Raw genomic sequence first — 16,603 nt, forward strand, 5'->3', positions numbered from 1 at the left:
TATCGTTATTGATAATCATTAACAAGAACGTCAAAAGTACGTTGGTCGAAAAGAATAGTGCGCTTGCTAACGAATTCTGGATAATTGGATCCCGCCCACCGGATGGAAGCTTTTGTCATGGCTGTGAGCACTGCCTCGTCGTCACCCGCCAGTACCGCCACTGCCCAGAGCAGCCCGCTGGTGATGCGCATCATCGCCGCCTGTGCCCTGGCGCATTTGATCAACGACCTGATCCAGTCGGTGCTGCCGTCGATCTACCCCCTGCTTAAGGCCAACTATGGCTTGAGCTTCGCCCAGGTCGGGATGATCACCCTGACCTTCCAGATCACCGCCTCGTTGCTGCAGCCCTGGGTGGGTTTCTATACCGATCGCAAGCCGATGCCGAACCTGCTGCCGCTGGGCACCCTGTGCACCCTGGTGGGTATCGTCATGCTCGCGTATGTCGCCAGCTTCCCGATGATCCTCCTGGCGGCGGCGCTGGTGGGCATTGGTTCGTCGACCTTCCACCCGGAAACCTCGCGTATTGCCCGGCTGGCCTCGGGTGGGCGTTTTGGCCTGGCGCAGTCAAGCTTTCAGGTTGGTGGCAATGCAGGCTCCGCCTTCGGCCCGTTGCTGGCGGCGGCGATCATCATCCCCTTCGGTCAGGGCAATGTGGTGTGGTTCGGCCTGTTCGCTGTCTGCGCCGTGCTGGTCACCTATGGCCTGAGCCGCTGGTACAGGGCACACCTGAACCTGTTCAAGGCCAAGCAAGGCCAGCGCGCGACCCATGGCCTTTCCCGCCAGCGGGTGATCGGCGCCCTGGTGGTGCTGGGGTTGCTGGTGTTCTCCAAGTACTTTTACATGTCCAGCTTCACCAGCTACTTCACGTTCTACCTGATCGAGAAGTTCGACCTCTCGGTGGCCAGCTCGCAGCTACACCTGTTCCTGTTTCTCGGCGCAGTAGCGGCCGGAACCTTTTTTGGCGGGCCGATCGGTGACCGCATCGGGCGCAAGGCGGTGATCTGGTTCTCGATCCTGGGTGTCGCGCCATTCACCCTGTTGCTGCCTTACGTCGACCTGTTCTGGACCAGCGTGCTCAGCGTGATCATCGGCTTTATCCTCGCCTCGGCGTTTTCGGCCATCGTTGTATATGCCCAGGAACTGGTGCCGGGTAACGTGGGGATGATCGCCGGCATCTTCTTCGGCCTGATGTTCGGCTTTGGCGGCATCGGCGCAGCGGCGCTGGGCTATCTGGCCGACCTCAAGGGCATCGAATACGTCTACAGCCTGTGCTCGTACCTGCCGCTGTTCGGCCTGCTGGCAATCCTCCTGCCGTCCACCGGCAAGCGTTGAAGCTGCCTAGCGATGCCGGTGGGCGCAGCTCATCGGCTGCCCGGCCAGTTCGCCGATCAGTGCCGCCAGGCGTTCGGTTTCGGCGCGGTTGAGGCGGTCGCTGCGCAGGACCTGCTCGCCAACGCCGAAGCTGAAGTCCCAATCCAGATCCATCAGGTAGTACGTCGTTTTGTCGGCGGGGCTGCACCAGGTGGTGTGCGGCGCCTCGATAGCGTCGCCCATGAACTGCATGAAGGTCTCTTCGGCCACCTTTGCCTGCAGGTATTGCCCTGGCAGGCTGAAGTTCTCGCCCGCGCAGACAAACGGCTGGCCGGGCTCGAACTCGAACAGGCGCACGACCTGCGCGGGGTCCGCTTCGACCCTGAGCCTTCGGAACAACTCGGCACTCGGTCGGTACAACGGGCTGCACCAGAGGCTGTCGTCACTGTCGCCGGTTTCATCCAGGGCATCGGCCGCAGCGGGCTCGAGCCAGCCCAGGGTCAGCAGCTGTTGCTCCAGGCTTTTCCAATCGGGCGCGGGCAGGTGGCGATAGCGGGGGAAAATGAACTGATGATGTTCGGACATGCGCTGATCCTCTTCCATGATGGCGCGAGAGTAGCACAGCGAGATTGACGTCTGGCCCGGGCTTCCCCTAGAGTGCCGGCCTGCCTTTTTCCTGTAGTCGACCCATGAACCGCTTTTCCCGTCCTTGCGCCATCCAGCCGGCTGTTATCCAGGCCGTCGTGTGCGACTGGCCGTGTGACACGGTGCTCAAGCGTCGGCGCAGCGTGTTGTTCGCGTTTACCTTCTCGCCGCACCTTCACACCTCCTGACCCTGCGGCTGTGTGCCCGGCGTTCTGCCGTGGCTGAGCTCGCCGCTAACCGAATCCTTTTACGGTCATGTATGCGCCTGCGCAGGTGCGATGTCGTGCCTGCGCCGGTGAGTCTGGAGTTGTGATGAATATGCGTTTGTTGCTGGGCTTGTTGTTTGCGGTGTCGGTGGTCGGTTTCAGCCTCGGGGCGAGCTTGCCGCTGGTGTCCCTGCGTTTGCTCGACGTCGGCGCCAGTACTTTGCAGATCGGTATCGTCTCGGCGATTCCGGCCGCGGGGATGATGCTGTCGGCGTTCATGGTCGATGCCTGTTGCCGGCACCTGACCCGGCGCACCATCTACCTGTTGTGCTTCGGCCTGTGCACCCTGAGCATCGGTTTGCTTGAGTGGGGCTTCTCTTCGATCTACTTGCTCGGGCTGTTGCGGCTGGGGCTGGGGATCGGCATGGGCATCGCGATCATCCTCGGCGAGTCGTGGGTCAACGAGCTGAGTCCGGAGCACAACCGCGGCAAGATCATGGCCCTGTACGCCACGGCGTTCACCGGTTTCCAGATGCTCGGCCCGGCAATGCTGGCGCTGCTCGGGGCACAGAGCACCTGGGTGACGACAGTGGTGACCGCCTGCTACGGCCTGGCACTGCTGTGTATCGTGCTGACGGTGCCCAATGATCATGTCGAGCATGGCGAGGAGGGCGGCAAGAGCTTTTCCCTGGCGGGCTTTTTCCGCGTGGCGCCGGCCTTGTGCATGGGCGTGCTGTTTTTCTCGTTCTTCGATGCAGTGATTCTTTCGCTGCTGCCGGTGTACGCCACCAACCATGCCTATGCGGTGGGGGTGGCGGCGTTGATGGTGACGGTGATCCTTACCGGCGACATGCTCTTCCAGCTGCCGATCGGCTGGCTGGCCGACCGCTGCGAGCGCACGACGGTACACCTGGTGTGCGGCGTGGTGGCGATGTTGATCGGCCTGGCGCTGCCGTGGCTGATCGGCATGCAATGGTTGCTATGGCCAGCACTGGTGCTGCTCGGTGCGGTGGCGGGCGGGGTCTATACCCTGGCGCTGGTGCTGATCGGCCAGCAGTTCAAGGGCCAGGACCTGGTCACCGCCAATGCCAGCGTCGGCTTGCTCTGGGGCGTCGGCAGCCTGCTCGGGCCGCTGATCAGCGGCGCGGCCATGGACGTTGCGCCCCATGGCCTGCCGATGGCCCTGACAGCCATGGCGGCGCTGTTCGTGGTGTTCGCCCGCAGTGCCCGGCGGCGGGCCTTCAGGGCCCAGCGCGCCGATCAGGGCACTCTGTAGCACACTTGCAGCGGTGTCGCGCGCCAGGTGTCTTTCAGAAGCGCTCGGGAACCATGCGCGATGTGTAGCTGGTGCTTTTGTCGCGCCCGATCTTGCCGCGCTTGGGCAGTTCGATCTTCTGCTTGTGGGTGATGTCCTCGTAGGGCACCTGCTTGAGCAAGTGGCTGATGATATTCAGGCGCACCCGTCGTTTGTCCTCTGAAGGGGCCACGTACCAGGGGGCCCATGAGGTATCCGAGGCGGCGAACATCTCATTGCGCGCGCGGGTGTAGTCGTCCCAGCGGGTGAAGGACTTGAGGTCCATCGGGGTCAGTTTCCAGATCTTGCGACCGTCGGTGATGCGCTCTTTCAGGCGCCGTTCCTGCTCCTGGGGGCTGACTTCCAGCCAGTACTTGATGAGAACGATGCCGGACTCGACCAGCATCTTTTCGAACGATGGCACCACCGAAAGAAACTTGCGGGACTGCTCTTCGGTACAGAACCCCATCACCCGCTCAACACCGGCGCGGTTGTACCAACTGCGGTCGAAGATCACCACTTCGCCGGCCGAGGGCATGTGCTGGATGTAGCGCTGGGCGTACATCTGGCTTTTTTCCCGTTCGGTCGGTGCTGGCAGCGCCACTACGCGAAACACCCTCGGGCTGACGCGTTCGGTGATGGCCTTGATCGTTCCGCCCTTGCCGGCACCGTCGCGACCTTCGAAGACGATGCAGACTTTCAGGCCCTTGGCTACCACCCACTGCTGCAACTTGACCAGCTCGACGTGCAGGGCCTTGAGTGCTTGCTCGTACTCTTTACGGGGGAGGCGTTCGCTGTTGCTTTGTTTTTCCTTCTTTTTAGCCATGCGCCGATACCTGGTCTGTGGACGAAAGCCGTTTGAGTGCGGCTTTGAGTATAGACCTGGGTTTTGGCCAGCATTTGTGCGCAACGCAGGCAAAGAAAAACCCCTTGAAGCATAGCCTCAAGGGGTTTCGGGCTCATCAGGGAGCGGATCAGACGTTGAAGCGGAAGTGCATCACATCACCGTCTTTGACGATGTAGTCCTTGCCTTCCAGGCGCCATTTACCGGCTTCCTTCGCGCCGCCTTCACCCTTGTACTGGATGAAGTCGTCGTAGCCGACCACTTCGGCACGGATGAAGCCTTTCTCGAAGTCGGTGTGGATCACGCCGGCCGCTTGTGGAGCGGTGGCGCCGACGCGTACGGTCCAGGCGCGTACTTCCTGCACACCGGCGGTGAAGTAGGTCTGCAGGTTGAGCAGCGAGTAACCGGCGCGGATCACGCGGTTCAGGCCTGGCTCTTCGAGGCCCAGGGCTTCGAGGAACATGTCCTTCTCTTCGCCGTCGTCGAGCTCGGCAATCTCGGCTTCGATCTTGTTGCACACCGGCACCACGAGCGCGCCTTCTTCTTCGGCGATGGCCTTGACCACGTCCAGGTGCGGGTTGTTGTCGAAGCCGTCTTCGGCAACGTTGGCGATGTACATCACAGGTTTGCTGGTCAGCAGGTGGAAGCCGCGGATCAGCGCCTTCTCGTCAGCGCCCATGGCCTTCATCAGGCTGCGCGCAGGCTTGCCTTCGGTGAAGTGCGGGATGAGTTTTTCGAGGATGGCTTTCTGCGCCAGGGCGTCCTTGTCACCGCCCTTGGCGTTGCGCGCAACCTTCTGCAGTTGCTTCTCGCAGCTGTCGAGGTCGGCGAAGATCAGTTCCAGGTCGATGATCTCGATGTCGCGCTTGGGGTCGACGCTGTTGGAGACGTGAATCACGTTCTCGTCTTCGAAGCAGCGCACCACGTGGGCGATAGCGTCGGTTTCGCGGATGTTGGCCAGGAACTTGTTGCCCAGGCCTTCACCTTTCGAGGCGCCAGCCACCAGGCCGGCGATGTCGACGAATTCCATGGTGGTCGGCAGCACGCGGTTCGGCTTGACGATGGCCGCCAGGGCGTCCAGGCGCGCATCAGGCATCGGCACGATGCCACTGTTCGGCTCGATGGTGCAGAACGGGAAGTTCTCAGCGGCGATGCCGGATTTGGTCAGGGCGTTGAACAGGGTGGACTTGCCGACGTTGGGCAGGCCGACGATGCCGCAATTGAAACCCATGGTGAATCCCTCTTCGTGGAGTCAGGCCTTTTGGCTGTGCAGCTCTCTCATCGCACGCGTCCAGTCGCCGGCGAGGATGTCCGGCAGCACGCCGAGGGCAAAATCGATACTGGCGTCCAGTTTCTCCTGCTCGGCGCGTGGCGCCTTGCCGAGGACGAAACTGGAGACCTTGCTGCTGTCACCCGGGTGGCCGATGCCAAGCCGCAGACGGTGAAAGTCATTCTGGTTGCCGAGCTGGGCGATGATGTCGCGCAGCCCGTTGTGCCCGCCGTGGCCGCCGCCCTTCTTGAGCTTGGCGACGCCGGGAGGCAGGTCGAGTTCGTCGTGGGCCACCAGGATGGCATCTGGCGGGATGCGGAAAAAATTCGCCAGTGCAGCAACGGCCTGGCCGCTGCGGTTCATGTAGGTGGTCGGAATCAGAAGACGAACGTCGTTGCCCTGATGGCTGAATTTTGCCGTCAGGCCGAAATACTTGCGATCAGCAGTCAGGTTGACGCGCTGGGCGCTGGCAATGCGTTCTACGAAAAGAGCCCCTGCGTTATGCCGGGTCTGTTCGTATTCGGGGCCGGGGTTTCCCAGGCCGACGATCAGTTGGATGGCGGTCACGTCAGGGGCTCTTCCTTGGAGTTGTGGGTTACAGCGCTGGGCGCTGTAACCCGGTCAACGCCGGCGTGCTGAGTAGATTACTCGGCAGCGCCTTCTGCAGCTTCAGGCGCAACACGCGGAGCGTGAACGTTGGCGATAGCCAGGTCGTTACCGTGAGCCAGAGCGACGAACTCAACGCCTTTCGGAGCTTTGAGGTCCGACAGGTGGATGATCGCGCCGACTTCGGCGTTGGCCAGGTCGACTTCGATGAACTCAGGCAGGTCTTTGGCTTCGCAGGAAACTTCGATCTCGTTGGCGGTGTGGGAGATCTCGCCGCCTTTCTTGACCGGAGCTTCTTCGTTGATGAAGTGCACAGGTACTTTGGCGGTCAGTTTCTGGCCAGCAACAACGCGGACGAAGTCAGCGTGCATGATGAACTGCTTGGCAGGGTGACGCTGCATGGCTTTAACAACGACGTTTTGTTTCTTGCCGTCGATGTTCAGTTCGATAACGTGGCTGAAGGCAGCTTCGTTGTCGAACAGCTTGGTGATTTCCTTGGTCAGGATGGTCACGGATTCAGCAGCTTGGCCACCACCGTAGACAACGGCAGGGATGTTGGCGGAATGACGCAGGCGGCGGCTCGCACCTTTCCCCAGGTCAGTACGCGCTTGGGCGTTCAGAATGAAATCAGTCATGTTGTATCTCCAAAATAGCCATTCCCGAGTGGCGTTTGCGACCAGCGCCAAAGCGGGATGGGCAAAAAAGCCCCGCCCCAACAACCAGTGTTGGGGCGGGGCGCTTTACGTCAACGTGAGTTCGCGAGGGTAAAACCCTCAGCGGAACATCGCGCTGATCGATTCTTCATTGCTGATGCGGCGAACCGCCTCGGCAACAACCGGTGCGATATCCAGTTGACGGATACGGTCACAGGCTTGTGCTGCAGCGGACAGCGGGATGGTGTTGGTCACCACCAGTGCGTCCAGCACGGAGTTCTCGATATTCTCGATCGCCCGACCCGACAGGACAGGGTGCGTGCAGTAGGCGTAAACCTTGGCAGCGCCGTGTTCTTTCAGGGCCTTGGCCGCGTGGCACAGGGTGCCGGCGGTGTCGACCATGTCGTCGACGAGAATACAGGTACGTCCTTCGACGTCGCCGATGATATGCATCACTTCGGAGTGATTAGCCTTTTCACGGCGTTTGTCGATGATGCCCAGATCAACGCCCAGGGACTTGGCAACAGCACGTGCACGCACGACGCCGCCGATGTCCGGGGACACGATCATGAGGTTCTCGAAACGCTGGTCTTCGATGTCATCCACCAGAACGGGGGAGCCGTAGATGTTATCTACCGGAATATCGAAGAAACCCTGAATCTGGTCAGCGTGCAGGTCGACGGTGAGAACACGGTCGATACCTACGACGGTGAGCATGTCAGCGACGACTTTGGCGCTGATAGCTACACGCGCCGAACGCGGACGGCGATCCTGGCGGGCATATCCGAAGTAAGGAATCACGGCAGTGATTCGGGAAGCTGAGGAGCGGCGGAAGGCATCGGCCATCACTACCAGTTCCATCAGGTTATCGTTGGTTGGCGCGCAAGTCGGCTGAATGATGAAAACGTCCTTACCGCGAACATTTTCATTAATCTCAGTGCTGATTTCGCCGTCGGAAAATTTTCCGACAGAAACATCACCCAGTGGGATATGCAGCTGACGTACGACACGCCGAGCCAGATCGGGGTTGGCGTTCCCCGTAAAGACCATCATCTTGGACACGCGCAGTACCTGAAGGCTGAGGGTATACCTGGATGAGTATAAGGAAAATGGCAGGGGCGGCTGGATTCGAACCAACGCATGGCAGGATCAAAACCTGCTGCCTTACCGCTTGGCGACGCCCCTGTATCTGTTGCTGCGAGCACCTGGTGCTCGATTCCTAGAGCAGGCTCTGCAGCGTGCGATGCAACATCGAAACGTTGCTTCCCTTAGCTACAAACCCTGTTTGGGTCTCTGCAAGAAGGGCCAAAACTTTATCAGCTTCAGCTTTGTTTGGGAAGGCCCCAAACACACAACTTCCAGTTCCGGTAAGCCGAGCGTCAGTGAATTCGTTTAACAAATTCAATGAATTGCGTACCTCTGGGTAACGCTGCTCTACCACCGGTTGGCAGTCATTTCGACTGTTTCCCTTGGGAACGGGGCGCATCTTAAGGGGCAAGGAATCACGTGTCAACAGCGGATCTGAAAAAATTTCTGCTGTGCTAACAAATACTTGCGGGACCAGCACGACGTACCAGGGCTCTTCGGGGTCGACCGGGGTCAGCTTCTCTCCCACACCCTCGGCGAATGCCGCATGGCCGCGGACGAAAACCGGCACGTCGGCGCCCAGGGTCAGGCCCAGCTCGGCCAGTTGGTCTTCGCTCAAGCCCAGTTGCCATAAATGATTGAGGCCGAGCAGGGTGGTGGCGGCATCGGAGCTGCCGCCACCGATGCCGCCGCCCATCGGCAGGATTTTCTTCAGCCAGATATCCACGCCCTGGCTGCAACCGCTCAGGGCCTTGAGCTTGCGCGCGGCCTTGACGATCAGGTTGCTGTCGTGGGGGACATTGTCGATCTCGCTGTGCAGGCGAATTTCACCGTCTTCGCGCAGGGCGAAGGAAAGCTCGTCGGCATGGTCGAGAAACTGGAACAGGGTTTCCAGCTCATGGTAACCGTCGGGGCGGCGGCCAAGAATGTGCAGCATCAGGTTGAGCTTGGCCGGTGCCGGCAGGGTCAGGGTTGCAGTGTTCATAGATCAGTGGCCCAGTTGCCGTGGTTGCCAGTCCTTGACCACCAGGGTCACGTCGAGGTTCTGCCCGTGCAGCTTGATGCGTTCGGGCAGCCAGTAGCCGTTTTGTTCGGCGTAGCTCAGGTACTGCACGTCCCAGCCGTCCTGCTTGAGGCTGGCCAGGCGACTGTCGCCGTCGAGGGTCAGCTGGCTCTTGCTGTCGGGGGCGGGCAGGCCACGAATCCACCAGACCAGGTGCGAGACCGGCAGCTCCCAGCCCAGTTGCTCTTCGAGCAGGGCTTCGGGGCTATTTGCCTCGAAGCGGCCCTGGTTGGCGACTTCCAGAGTGACGCCACCGGGGCGCCCGGTCAGGCGCGCGGCGCCGCGGCCCAGCGGGCCGGACAGGCGGATATCGTAGTAATCCTGGCGCTGCAGCCAGAACAGCGTGCCGCTGCCGGAGTCTTTCGGCGCGCGGATGCCGACCTTGCCGTTGATCTGCCAGCCATCGAGGGTGCTCAGCTGTTGCTTGTGCTCGCGCCACAGCTGTGGGCTGCCCTCGCCCCGCAGGGCCTCACGGGAGCCGAAGCCGGCACAGCCGGCAAGCAGGGCGATCAGGGTGAAGGTGATGCAGTGGCGCAAAAACATAGGCTTATAGAGTCTCGGATCCGGTCAGGCGCAGGACGGTCTTGCGCAGGATGGGGCTGTCGGGCTGGGCTTCAAAGCCCTTGGCCCAGACCTGGCGGGCTTCGCGGCGCTTGCCGTTGGCCCAGAGTACTTCACCCAGGTGGGCGGCCACTTCGTGATCGGGGAACCGCTCAAGGGCCTGGCGCAGCAGGCGCTCGGCTTCGTCAAGGTTGCCCATGCGGTAGTTGACCCAGCCGAGGCTGTCGAGCACCGCCGGATCCTCCGGGGTGATCTGGTGTGCCTTGTCGATCAGCGCCTTGGCTTCGGCGTAACGGCTGGTGCGGTCAGCCAGGGTGTAGCCAAGGGCGTTGAGGGCCATGGCATTTTCCGGCTCGCGGCTGATGATGTTGCGCAGATCCTTTTCCATCTGGGTCAGGTCGTTGCGTTTTTCCGCCAGCATGGCCCGGGTGTAGAGCAGGTTGAGGTCGTCCGGGTACTGCTTGATCGCCTGCTGCAGAACCTGCTCGGCCTGGGCGTCCTTGTCGTTGTTGCCCAAGGCTTCGGCTTCGATCAGGTACAGCTGGATGGCGTAATCGGGCTGGCTTTCCCGGGCTGCGGCCAGGCGCCGCGAAGCTTCGGCGCTACGGCCGTTGGCGATGAGGATATCGGCCTGGCGCAATTGTGCCGGCAGGTAGTCGGTGCCGGGGCCGACCAGGGCGTATTCGTTCAGCGCGCTTTCGGGGTCGTTGCGTTCTTCATGGATGCGGCCCAGGTTCAGGTGTGCGGCATCGACATGGCTGTCGCGGGCGATCAGCTCTTCGAGGTAGCCGGCGCCTTCGTCCCAGTCCTTGGTTTCCAGGCTGATCAGGGCCAGCGAGTAGCGCAGCTCGTCGTCATCCGGATACTGCTGGACCAGGCTGACGAACTCGGCCTTGGCATCGGCCAGGCGGTCCTGTTCGACCAGCATGCGCGCATAGGTCAGGCGCAAGCGTTTGTCGTCCGGGTACTGGCGAATGGTTTTTTGCAGCAGCGGCAGGGCCTCTTTGCCGCGGTCCAAGCCCTGCAGCAGGCGGGCACGCAACAATACCGGAGCGATCTCGCCGTCTTCGGGCGGGTGCGCTTCGAGCAGGTCGAGGGCGGCCTGGGCCTTGCCGTCCTGTTGCAGCAGCAACGCCTTGCCGAACACCAACTGACTGTTGTCGGGGTATTTCACCAGCAGGCGGTCGAAACTCTTTTGCAGGCCCTCGCGGGTGTCCTGGTCGGTTTCCAGGGCCGACAGGGCGAGGAAGTCGAAGTGGGTGTCGCCCTGGCCCTGAAGGACTTTTTCCATGTGGGCCATGGACTCGTCATAGCGACCGCCGCGGGCCAGCTGGATGGCGGCGGCACGCTGGGCGTCGAGGCTGTCCGGGGCGTTCTTTGCCCAGATCAGTGCGGTGTCCAGGGCAGCCTGGTCGGCACCCAGGTATTCGGCGATGCGGTAGGCGCGCTCGGAGATGCCTGGGTCCTGGGTCTTGATCGCCTGGCTGACGTAGTTGTCCAGGGCGATGTCGAAGCGGTCGCGCTGGCCGGCAAGTTCGGCGGCCAGCAGGCTGTAGACGGTGTCCTGGCTGAACGACCCGTAGACGGTGGGCTTGGCCGGTTGCACCGGGGCAGCCTCTGCAGGCGACTTGGCATCCGGTGAATGCGGAGCCAGGGTCTGGCAGCCCTGGAGCAAGGCAAGGGCAAGGAGCAACGCGTAGGATCTATTCATAATCGGGATTTGGGCGGCTTACCAGCGGTCGGATCATCATGACACAAGCGCCGGGGCAAACCCATAAGCGAAGGTCTCGGTAGAGGTAGACTATAGAGACAATAGCGAGCAGTGGTTGTTCTGCGCCTTGCGAAGTAGGACAATTATCGGCTTCTCGTCACAATCAGCGACCTTGCATGGCCTTTCTTGCCCTCGGTATCAACCATAAGACTGCCTCGGTAGACGTACGCGAGCGCGTGGCGTTTACCCCTGAGCAGCTGGTGGACGCCTTGCAGCAGCTCTGCCGACTGACCGCCAGCCGCGAAGCCGCGATCCTTTCGACCTGCAACCGCAGCGAGCTTTATATAGAGCAGGACCACCTGGGCGCAGAGAGTATTCTGCGCTGGCTGGCCGAATATCATCAGCTGAGCCTGGATGAACTGCGCGCCAGCGCCTACATCCATGAAGATCACGATGCTGTACGGCACATGATGCGGGTAGCCTCCGGGCTCGATTCGCTGGTGCTGGGCGAGCCGCAGATCCTCGGGCAGATGAAGTCGGCCTATGCCGTGGCCCGCGAAGCCGGCACCATCGGCCCGCTGCTCGGGCGCCTGTTCCAGGCCACCTTCAGCGCCGCCAAGCAGGTGCGTACCGATACCGCCATCGGCGAAAACCCGGTGTCGGTGGCCTTCGCCGCCGTCAGCCTGGCCAAGCAGATCTTCAGCGACCTGGGCCGTAGCCAGGCACTGCTGATCGGCGCCGGTGAAACCATTACCCTGGTGGCCCGTCACCTGCACGAGCAGGGCGTACGGCGCATTGTCGTCGCCAACCGGACCCTGGAGCGCGCCAGCACCCTGGCCGAACAGTTCGGCGCCCATGCGGTATTGCTGGCCGACATTCCCCAGGAGCTGGTCAACAGCGATATCGTCATCAGTTCCACCGCCAGCCAATTGCCGATCCTCGGCAAGGGTGCGGTGGAAAGCGCCCTGAAGCAGCGCCGGCACAAGCCGATCTTCATGGTCGACATCGCCGTGCCGCGGGATATCGAACCGCAGGTTGGCGAGCTGGACGATGTGTACCTGTACACCGTCGATGACCTGCACGAGGTGGTCGCCGAAAACCTCAAGAGCCGCCAGGGTGCTGCCCAGGCCGCCGAAGAGCTGGTTTCGGTGGGCGCCGAAGATTTCATGCTGCGCCTGCGCGAGCTGGCTGCGGTGGATGTACTCAAGGCTTACCGTCAGCAGAGCGAACGCCTGCGCGACGAGGAGCTGCAAAAGGCCCAGCGCCTGCTGGCCAATGGCGCCAACGCCGATGACGTGCTGGTGCAACTGGCCCGTGGCCTGACCAACAAACTGCTGCATGCGCCCAGCGTGCAGCTGAAAAAGCTCTCTGCCGAAGGCCGCCTCGATGCGCTGGCCATGGCCCAGGAACTCTTTGCCCTCTCCGAGGGTTCGACGGATAAAACCCCGCAATGAAAGCGTCGCTGCTGAATAAACTGGACACGCTCCAGGACCGCTTCGAGGAACTGACCGCCCTGCTGGGCGATGCCGAGGTCATTTCCGACCAGACTCGCTTTCGCGCCTATTCCCGTGAATACGCCGAAGTCGAGCCGGTCGCCGTTGCCTACGCCCAGTGGCGCAAGGTTCAGGATGACCTGGCCGGTGCCCAGGCGCTGCTCAAGGACAGCGATCCGGACCTGCGCGAAATGGCGGTGGAAGAAGTTCGCGAGGCCAAGGAGCAACTGGCTGTCCTGGAAAACCAGCTGCAGCGCATGCTGTTGCCCAAGGACCCCAACGACGGGCGCAATGTGTTCCTGGAAATCCGCGCCGGTACCGGCGGTGACGAAGCGGCGATCTTCTCCGGCGACCTGTTCCGCATGTACTCGCGCTACGCTGAAAAGCGCGGCTGGCGCCTGGAAATTCTCTCGGAGAACGAAGGCGAGCATGGCGGTTACAAGGAGATCATCGCCCGGGTCGAAGGCGACAGCGTCTATGGCAAGCTGAAGTTCGAGTCCGGCGCCCACCGCGTCCAGCGCGTACCGGAAACCGAATCCCAGGGCCGTATCCACACCTCGGCCTGCACCGTGGCGGTGCTGCCCGAGCCGGACGAGCAGGTGGCGATCGAGATCAACCCGGCGGACCTGCGCGTCGATACCTACCGCGCCTCCGGTGCCGGTGGTCAGCACATCAACAAGACCGACTCGGCGATCCGCATCACCCACTTGCCCACCGGCATCGTCGTCGAGTGCCAGGAAGAACGTTCCCAGCACAAGAACCGCGCCCGGGCGATGTCCTGGCTGTCGGCCAAGCTCAACGACATCCAGACCAGCGCGGCGCAGAATGCCATGGCCAGCGAGCGCAAGCTGCTGGTTGGCTCCGGCGACCGCTCCGAACGGATTCGTACCTACAACTATCCACAGGGGCGGGTAACCGATCACCGCATCAACCTGACCCTGTATTCCCTGGATGATGTGCTGGCCGGTGGGGTGGATGCGGTCATCGAGCCATTGCTGGCCGAGTATCAGGCTGACCAACTGGCTGCACTGGGTGAGTAAATGACGATTATTGCCAGCTTGCTCCGCGGCGCGGAGCTGCCGGATTCGCCGACGGCGCGTCTGGATATCGAACTGCTGTTGGCTGCGGCCATCGGCAAGTCGCGCAGCTACCTGCACACCTGGCCGGAGCGGATTGTCAGCAGCGAAGCGGCGCTGACCTTTGCCGATTACCTGCAGCGTCGGCGCGCCGGTGAACCGGTCGCCTATATCCTCGGTCAGCAGGGGTTCTGGAACCTCGACCTGGAGGTGGCGCCGCACACCCTGATCCCACGGCCGGAAACCGAGCTGCTGGTCGAAACCGCTCTGCAGTTGCTGCCGGCAAGTGCGGTCAAGCTGCTCGACCTGGGCACCGGTACCGGCGCGATTGCCCTGGCCCTGGCCAGTGAGCGCCCGCAGTGGCAGGTCACTGCGGTTGACCGGGTGCTGGAAGCCGTGGCCCTGGCCGAGCGTAACCGCCAGCGCCTGCAACTGAACAACGTGACGGTGCGCAGCAGCCACTGGTTCGATGCCCTGGGCGGCGAGCGCTATGACCTGATCATCAGCAACCCGCCGTACATTGCCGCTGCCGACCCGCACCTGGTGGCCGGTGACGTGCGCTTTGAGCCAAGCAGCGCGCTGGTCTCCGGCGACGATGGCCTGGACGATCTGCGCAGCATCGTCAGTCAGGCGCCGGCGCACCTGCTGCCCGGCGGCTGGCTGCTGCTCGAGCACGGTTACGATCAGGCCGCCGCCGTGCGCGAGCTGCTGGCCCGGCATGATTTCGAACAGATCGAAAGCCGCCTTGACCTTAATGGCCACGAGCGCATCACCCTGGGCCGGCTGTCGTGCTGACCGATCAGGAGCTGTTGCGCTACAGCCGGCAGATCCTCCTGGCGCAGGTGGATATCGACGGTCAGCTGCGCCTGAAAAACAGCCGGGCGCTGGTTGTCGGCCTGGGCGGCCTGGGTTCGCCGGTCGCCTTGTACCTGGCGGCTGCCGGTGTTGGCGAACTGCACCTGGCCGATTTCGACACGGTGGACGTCACCAACCTGCAGCGCCAGGTCATGCACGACAGCGCATCGGTGGGCATGAGCAAAGTCGATTCGGCACTGCTACGCCTCGCGGCGATCAACCCGGAAATCACGTTGCTCGCCCATCGCCACGCCCTGGACGAAGACTCCTTGGCCGAGGCGGTCAAGGCGGTGGACCTGGTACTGGATTGCTCGGACAACTTTGCCACCCGCGAAGCGGTCAATGCCGCCTGCGTGGCCCTGGGCAAGCCGTTGGTCAGCGGCGCGGCGATTCGCCTGGAAGGGCAGTTGTCGGTGTTCGACCCACGCCGCCCTGAAAGCCCGTGCTACCACTGCCTGTACGGCCATGGCAGCGAAGCCGAGCTGACCTGCAGTGAAGCCGGTGTACTCGGCCCGTTGGTCGGTCTGGTCGGCAGCCTGCAAGCGCTTGAGGCACTGAAGCTGCTGGCCGGGTTTGGCGAACCGCTGGTAGGGCGCTTGTTGCTGATCGATGCCCTGGGCAGCCGTTTCCGTGAGCTGCGGGTCAAGCGCGACCCGGGCTGCAGCGTCTGTGGCAAGGATCATGGCTGACGGCGCGGCGGCGCCGGTCGGCGTCTTCGATTCCGGTGTTGGCGGCCTGTCGGTACTGGCCGAGATCCAGCGCCTGTTGCCCAATGAGTCGCTGCTGTATGTCGGCGATTGCGGGCACATCCCCTATGGTGAGAAGTCGCCGGCATTCATTCGCCAGCGCTGTCGCATCGTCGCTGAGTTCTTCCGTGAGCAGGGTGCCAAGGCCATGGTCCTGGCCTGTAACACGGCGACAGTGGCCGCGGTGGCTGATTTGCGCGAACAGTATCCGCAGTGGCCACTGGTGGGGATGGAGCCAGCGGTAAAGCCTGCGGCTGCCGCTACCCGTAGTGGCGTGGTCGGTGTGCTGGCCACCACCGGCACCCTGCAAAGCGCCAAGTTCGTCGCCTTGCTCGATCGTTTTGCCAACGATGTGCAGGTTGTTACCCAGCCTTGCCCAGGCCTGGTGGAGTGCATCGAAGCTGGCGACCTGAACAGCCCGGTGGTGCGCGAACTGCTGCAAGGCTATGTAAATCCCTTGCTCGACGCTGGCTGCGACACGCTGATCCTGGGCTGCACCCATTACCCCTTCCTCAAGCCTCTGCTGGCGGAAATGGTCCCGGCCTCGGTGGCAATTATCGATACCGGCGCTGCGGTTGCCCGCCAATTGCAGCGCCTGCTTGGCGAGCGTCAATTGCTGGCCGCGGGACCGGCACAGGACGCGCAATTCTGGACCAGTGCCAGCCCCGAACATTTGCGAAAGATCCTTCCAATGTTGTGGAATAAATCTGACAGTGTGCGAAGCTTCACGATGTAAAAAGAGTGTGAAAAGCACTCAACATTGACTGAGCTAACGCAACGCCGCCGATTTTTATTTTATTGTCTGGTGAGACAGAGAAACCAACAACAGCATTAGGAAAAAGGATGTTTCTCATGAAGAAACTGCTTTGTTTGGCTGCGCTTGCAGCCGTTACCCTGGGGCAATCTTTTACCACTCAAGCAGCGGACGTATCGTTGTCGGTCGGGCAGACCGGCGATTCGACCATGACCTATCGGCTGGGCCTGCAATCGAACTGGGATGCCAGTTGGTGGCAAACTAGCGTAGGGCGCATTACCGGTTATTGGGATGGTGCCTACACCTATTGGGATGGCGATGAAACCGCCAGCAACCACAGCCTGTCGTTCTCACCCGTGTTCGTTTACGAGTTCGCCGGTGAGTCGGTTAAACCCTACATCGAAGCCGGCATCGGTGTGGCAGGGGTTT

General features: G+C 62.1%; 17 protein-coding genes and 1 tRNA gene. 8 read left to right on the forward strand and 10 right to left on the reverse strand.

Features of this window, described 5'->3' with window-relative positions:
• Positions 1-117 precede the first annotated feature (117 nt).
• Positions 118-1,332, forward strand: coding sequence for an MFS transporter (locus UW3_RS0122085; protein WP_010225722.1), 1,215 nt, complete (start codon positions 118-120; stop codon positions 1,330-1,332).
• A gap of 6 nt (positions 1,333-1,338) precedes the next feature.
• Here UW3_RS0122085 and UW3_RS0122090 read toward each other — a convergent pair whose 3' ends face one another.
• Entirely contained in the window at positions 1,339-1,896 is a 558-nt protein-coding gene (locus UW3_RS0122090; RefSeq protein ID WP_010225724.1) for a hypothetical protein, read from the reverse strand.
• Between the two features lie 372 nt (positions 1,897-2,268).
• Here UW3_RS0122090 and UW3_RS0122095 point away from each other — a divergent pair, with 372 nt between their 5' ends.
• Positions 2,269-3,438 carry an MFS transporter gene (locus UW3_RS0122095; protein WP_010225725.1) on the forward strand — a complete coding sequence of 390 codons (1,170 nt, stop codon included), beginning with the start codon at positions 2,269-2,271 and terminating at the stop codon, positions 3,436-3,438.
• Positions 3,439-3,472: 34 nt separating this feature from the next.
• Here UW3_RS0122095 and ppk2 read toward each other — a convergent pair whose 3' ends face one another.
• The 9 genes from ppk2 to UW3_RS0122140 form a co-directional block, all read right to left on the reverse strand.
• The gene (gene ppk2, locus UW3_RS0122100; RefSeq protein ID WP_010225726.1) at positions 3,473-4,282 is read right to left on the reverse strand and encodes a polyphosphate kinase 2; all 810 of its coding nucleotides are present in this window, start codon (positions 4,280-4,282) and stop codon (positions 3,473-3,475) included.
• 148 nt (positions 4,283-4,430) lie between these two features.
• Positions 4,431-5,531, reverse strand: a complete 1,101-nt coding sequence (gene ychF / locus UW3_RS0122105; protein WP_010225727.1) for a redox-regulated ATPase YchF — start codon at positions 5,529-5,531, stop codon at positions 4,431-4,433.
• 21 nt (positions 5,532-5,552) lie between these two features.
• Positions 5,553-6,137 (reverse strand): aminoacyl-tRNA hydrolase, encoded by a 585-nt coding sequence (gene pth, locus UW3_RS0122110; RefSeq protein ID WP_010225728.1) that lies wholly within the window; start codon positions 6,135-6,137, stop codon positions 5,553-5,555.
• A gap of 77 nt (positions 6,138-6,214) precedes the next feature.
• Positions 6,215-6,811 (reverse strand): 50S ribosomal protein L25/general stress protein Ctc, encoded by a 597-nt coding sequence (locus UW3_RS0122115; RefSeq protein WP_010225729.1) that lies wholly within the window; start codon positions 6,809-6,811, stop codon positions 6,215-6,217.
• Between the two features lie 138 nt (positions 6,812-6,949).
• Complete coding sequence (locus UW3_RS0122120) at positions 6,950-7,891, reverse strand: ribose-phosphate pyrophosphokinase (protein ID WP_010225730.1); 942 nt, start codon at positions 7,889-7,891, stop codon at positions 6,950-6,952.
• 48 nt (positions 7,892-7,939) lie between these two features.
• Positions 7,940-8,014: transfer RNA gene (locus UW3_RS0122125), tRNA-Gln, on the reverse strand.
• A gap of 34 nt (positions 8,015-8,048) precedes the next feature.
• Positions 8,049-8,900: a 4-(cytidine 5'-diphospho)-2-C-methyl-D-erythritol kinase gene (ispE, locus tag UW3_RS0122130; protein WP_010225731.1), complete on the reverse strand. Its 852-nt coding sequence runs from the start codon at positions 8,898-8,900 to the stop codon at positions 8,049-8,051.
• 3 nt (positions 8,901-8,903) lie between these two features.
• A complete protein-coding gene (gene lolB / locus UW3_RS0122135; RefSeq protein WP_010225732.1) occupies positions 8,904-9,521 on the reverse strand; it encodes a lipoprotein insertase outer membrane protein LolB in 618 nt (205 codons plus the stop codon).
• A gap of 4 nt (positions 9,522-9,525) precedes the next feature.
• A complete protein-coding gene (locus UW3_RS0122140; protein WP_010225734.1) occupies positions 9,526-11,250 on the reverse strand; it encodes a tetratricopeptide repeat protein in 1,725 nt (574 codons plus the stop codon).
• Positions 11,251-11,426: 176 nt separating this feature from the next.
• On the opposite strand from UW3_RS0122140, the gene hemA reads away from it, so the two are divergent.
• From hemA to UW3_RS29870, 6 genes are all read left to right on the forward strand, one after another.
• The gene (gene hemA / locus UW3_RS0122145) at positions 11,427-12,704 is read left to right on the forward strand and encodes a glutamyl-tRNA reductase (RefSeq protein WP_010225736.1); all 1,278 of its coding nucleotides are present in this window, start codon (positions 11,427-11,429) and stop codon (positions 12,702-12,704) included.
• Positions 12,701-13,783 carry a peptide chain release factor 1 gene (prfA, locus tag UW3_RS0122150; protein WP_010225737.1) on the forward strand — a complete coding sequence of 361 codons (1,083 nt, stop codon included), beginning with the start codon at positions 12,701-12,703 and terminating at the stop codon, positions 13,781-13,783. The genes hemA and prfA overlap by 4 nt, the downstream gene beginning before the upstream one ends.
• Entirely contained in the window at positions 13,784-14,614 is an 831-nt protein-coding gene (gene prmC / locus UW3_RS0122155; protein WP_010225738.1) for a peptide chain release factor N(5)-glutamine methyltransferase, read from the forward strand.
• The gene (locus UW3_RS0122160) at positions 14,608-15,363 is read left to right on the forward strand and encodes a molybdopterin-synthase adenylyltransferase MoeB (protein WP_010225739.1); all 756 of its coding nucleotides are present in this window, start codon (positions 14,608-14,610) and stop codon (positions 15,361-15,363) included. Before prmC ends, UW3_RS0122160 begins: the two co-directional genes overlap by 7 nt.
• Positions 15,356-16,156 (forward strand): glutamate racemase, encoded by an 801-nt coding sequence (gene murI / locus UW3_RS0122165; protein WP_010225740.1) that lies wholly within the window; start codon positions 15,356-15,358, stop codon positions 16,154-16,156. Before UW3_RS0122160 ends, murI begins: the two co-directional genes overlap by 8 nt.
• Positions 16,157-16,272: 116 nt before the next feature.
• Positions 16,273-16,603 (forward strand): acyloxyacyl hydrolase (locus UW3_RS29870; RefSeq protein ID WP_010225741.1); only part of this gene is annotated, 331 nt, incomplete at its 3' end.

The sequence above is a fragment of the Pseudomonas donghuensis genome, assembly GCF_000259195.1.
In the GTDB taxonomy this organism is placed as follows: Bacteria; Pseudomonadota; Gammaproteobacteria; order Pseudomonadales; family Pseudomonadaceae; genus Aquipseudomonas; species Aquipseudomonas donghuensis.